This window comes from Daejeonella sp. (genome assembly GCF_044232565.1).
Classification (GTDB): domain Bacteria; phylum Bacteroidota; class Bacteroidia; order Sphingobacteriales; family Sphingobacteriaceae; genus Daejeonella.
The window spans coordinates 1-3273 of record NZ_JBIILQ010000276.1 but is presented as its reverse complement, the minus strand read 5'-3'; the positions used below and the strand labels follow the sequence as shown (position 1 = coordinate 3273).

General features: G+C 35.0%; 4 protein-coding genes and 1 pseudogene. All 5 read left to right on the top strand.

Annotation, left to right across the window (positions count from 1 at the left end; genetic code table 11):
- Window positions 1-1071, top strand: a pseudogene (locus tag ACILQF_RS11940) (hypothetical protein); the annotation flags it as partial.
- Entirely contained in the window at window positions 1068-1499 is a 432-nt protein-coding gene (locus ACILQF_RS11935) for an ATP-binding protein (protein ID WP_395627631.1), read from the top strand. The pseudogene ACILQF_RS11940 and the gene ACILQF_RS11935, both read left to right, overlap by 4 nt.
- Window positions 1499-1930: an rRNA maturation RNase YbeY gene (gene ybeY / locus ACILQF_RS11930; RefSeq protein ID WP_395627630.1), complete on the top strand. Its 432-nt coding sequence runs from the start codon at window positions 1499-1501 to the stop codon at window positions 1928-1930. The genes ACILQF_RS11935 and ybeY overlap by 1 nt, the downstream gene beginning before the upstream one ends.
- A gap of 137 nt (window positions 1931-2067) precedes the next feature.
- Complete coding sequence (locus tag ACILQF_RS11925; RefSeq protein WP_395627629.1) at window positions 2068-2724, top strand: nucleoside-diphosphate sugar epimerase; 657 nt, start codon at window positions 2068-2070, stop codon at window positions 2722-2724.
- A partial coding sequence (locus ACILQF_RS11920) for an ATP-binding cassette domain-containing protein (RefSeq protein ID WP_395627628.1) occupies window positions 2721-3273 on the top strand: 553 nt, incomplete at its 3' end. The genes ACILQF_RS11925 and ACILQF_RS11920, both read left to right, overlap by 4 nt.

The window sequence follows — 3273 nt, the reverse complement described above, 5'->3', positions numbered from 1 at the left end:
AAAAAAGCTTCAGCAAAGCAAATACAAGCTGTTTCAAAAATGCAGGAGCTTTCAGATAAGCTTAAGAAAATGCAGGAAGATGAAGAAGAGCAGGAAAACGAAATAAACAAAAATGAATTAAGGCAGTTACTAGAAAATCTTTTAAGCATTTCCTTTGAACAAGAAAAAATTATGAAGGATCTGCGAGGAATAAGTACAATTAATCCAGATTACGTGTTAAAAATTCAAAAACAGAAAAATATTCAAGTGAACTTTAAATTAATTGAAGACAGTTTGTATTCACTAAGTAAAAGAATACCTCAAATTCAATCGCTCGCAAATAAAGAAGTTCAACAGATCAATTTAAATATCAAAACCGCACTTGAAAACCTGGCAGATCGTAAAACTGCAGAAGCTAATCGTGATCAACAATATACCATGACCTCAATAAATAATTTAGCCCTAATGCTAAATGAGGTTTTAGATCAATTGGAGAAATCTCAACAAAACGGGAAATCTGGAGGAAAGGGAAAGAAGAAACAGAGTCTTTCGCAACTTAGCAAAATGCAAGAGCAGTTAAATAAAAACATGCAGAAAGCTAAGGAGGAAATGCAAAAACAAGGTCAGGAGTCGCCAGCAAAGCAAGGAAAAGGAAGCATGAGTGAGGCCTTTGCCAAAATGGCCAGAGAACAGCAGTTGATTAGGCAATCTATGCAAGAACTTAACAGGATGGAAAATAAGGATGGGAAGCGTTCTCTCGGTAATTTAGAAGAAATAATAAAAGAAATGGAACAAAGCGAGACGGATCTCGTAAACAAGAGGATTAAACAAGAGACAGTAATTAGACAGCAAGAAATTCTGAGCAAATTACTGGAGGCCGAAAGGGCTGAAAATGAACGTGACGAAGAGGAAAAAAGAGAAAGTGCTGAGGGGAAAAATCAAGTGCCAATTAATTCAAAAATAATGCTTGATTACCTCAAAAACAAAGAAAAAGAGACTGATTTACTTAAAACAATTTCACCTTCCTTCAACTTGTATTATAAGATAAAAGTGGGCGATTATTTTAGGTTATTAAATTCGGGCAATAAATGATTAACCAAGAAGAAGATTTAAATAATACTTCATTTCACACGCTACAATTAGCCTCAAAAATTAACAGTATTACATTATTGGAGAATTTTATCGATGAGCTGAGTGTTAAATACAGCCTCAATGATGAAGTATATGCCAATGTTCTTACCTGCTTGAGCGAGGCCGTTATCAACGGAATCACGCATGGAAATGGTGAAGATCCGAGGAAAAAAGTTTGCATTAATCTTGAGGTGATTGAAAACAAACGATTTGTTTTTACCATTTCGGATGATGGCAATGGTTTTAATTTAAATAGTATACCTGATCCTACCGCACCAGAGAAACTGGAAAATTTAAGCGGTAGAGGGGTTTTTATAATTAAGAAACTGGCAGATCAGTGCATTTATAATTCCAAAGGAAACGAATTGGAACTTCATTTTAAAGTTTAATGTCTGGCTTAGCAATTCAATTTTTTTCTGAAGATATTTCCTTTTTAATAAAGAAGAAGGGATATATCAGAGCCTGGATAAGTAAAACCATTGCTGAAGAATATCATAAACTACGTGAGTTGAACTTTATTTTTTGCAGCGATCAACACCTCCTTTCAATTAATCAGCAATTCTTACAACATGATACCTATACCGATATTATAACGTTCGATAATAGTGAGATGGAAGGTGAAATTGTAGGCGATATATTCATTAGCATAGAACGCGTTCAGGAGAATGCAGAGCATTACAAAACTAAACTAGAAGACGAACTTCATCGCGTGATGATCCATGGCACCTTACACCTTCTTGGCTATCCTGACAAGGGAAAAGAAGCCAAGACAATCATGACATTGAAAGAAGATTTCTATCTGGCAAAAAGAGCGTTTTAGTCCGCAGGCTAAGCACGTCTTTCCATCAATTATTACTATGCGCATTTTCATTGAATTGTTATTTATTTATGTGTTTAAACATCTATTATTAATTACAATGCTAATATGCGTACCTTTGTGGCCTAATTATTCATTAAATGGGGTTTAAGGTTATTATTGTTGGGGCAAGCGGACTCATCGGCGGCTACTTATTATCAAAACTGATTTCCTCCGACGATATATCAGAAATTAAACTGTTAGTACGTAATAAGATTGGGATTGTTAATCCTAAGGTTGAAGAGGTGGTCATCAATTTTGATGAAATAAACAAATATGCGTCAACAATTACTGGAGATATTATTTTTTGCTGTATTGGCACAACAAAAAGCAAGACACCAGACGCTAGCAATTATCGAAAAATTGACCTTGAGTACCCCTTAAACATCGCAAAAATTGGTGTAAAAAATGGAATAAACCAATTTCATATTATCTCTTCTCTTGGTGCAAGTTTTGAGTCTAACAATGCCTATCTCAAACTCAAGGGAGAATTAGAAAATGAGTTAAAAAAACTTAATATTCAATCACTACATATTTACCAGCCTTCCTTTTTAGAGGGTAAACGCAAAGAAAGTCGCCCACTTGAGAAAATTATGTTACCCATCATGAAACTATTAAACCCTCTACTTTTAGGTCCACTTGAGAATTACAGAAGTATCAAGGCGTCGGATGTAGCAAAAGCGATGATTAATCAGTCAAGAAAAGAACTAAAAGGAGTTTTTACATATCCTTCAAAACAAATAAAAGAATTAGCGTGAGCATATTATCAACAGAACAATTAGGACATTCATTTAATGACAACTGGCTATTTAAAGACCTTTATTTAGGTCTGAATAAGGGAGATCGTGTAGCATTAGTAGGGATAAATGGCACTGGAAAATCTACACTTTTGCGCATATTATCTGGCTTGCTTGCACCTAGTTTAGGGAAAGTAGTTACAGAAAGGGATCTTAGGATTGGCTATTTGGAACAAGACCCAACTTTTCAAAATCAAGAAACAATCAGCGACTTTATTTACTCTATCGGCAACGAGAAGCAGCAGTTAATAAGACGATACGAAGAAGCCATTGAACAAGAGGTTCAGGATGAAAAACTCTTGAACAGATTAATGGACGAGCTAAGTAATGCAAATGCTTGGGAGTATGAGTATGAAATAAAAACCATTTTAGGAAGGATGGGGATACAAAATCTTGATCAAAAGATTTTGACACTTTCTGGTGGACAAAGAAAACGTTTAGCTCTCGCAAAACTACTCATTGATGATCCAGATGTGTATATCTTAGATGAACCTACCAACCACCTTGATA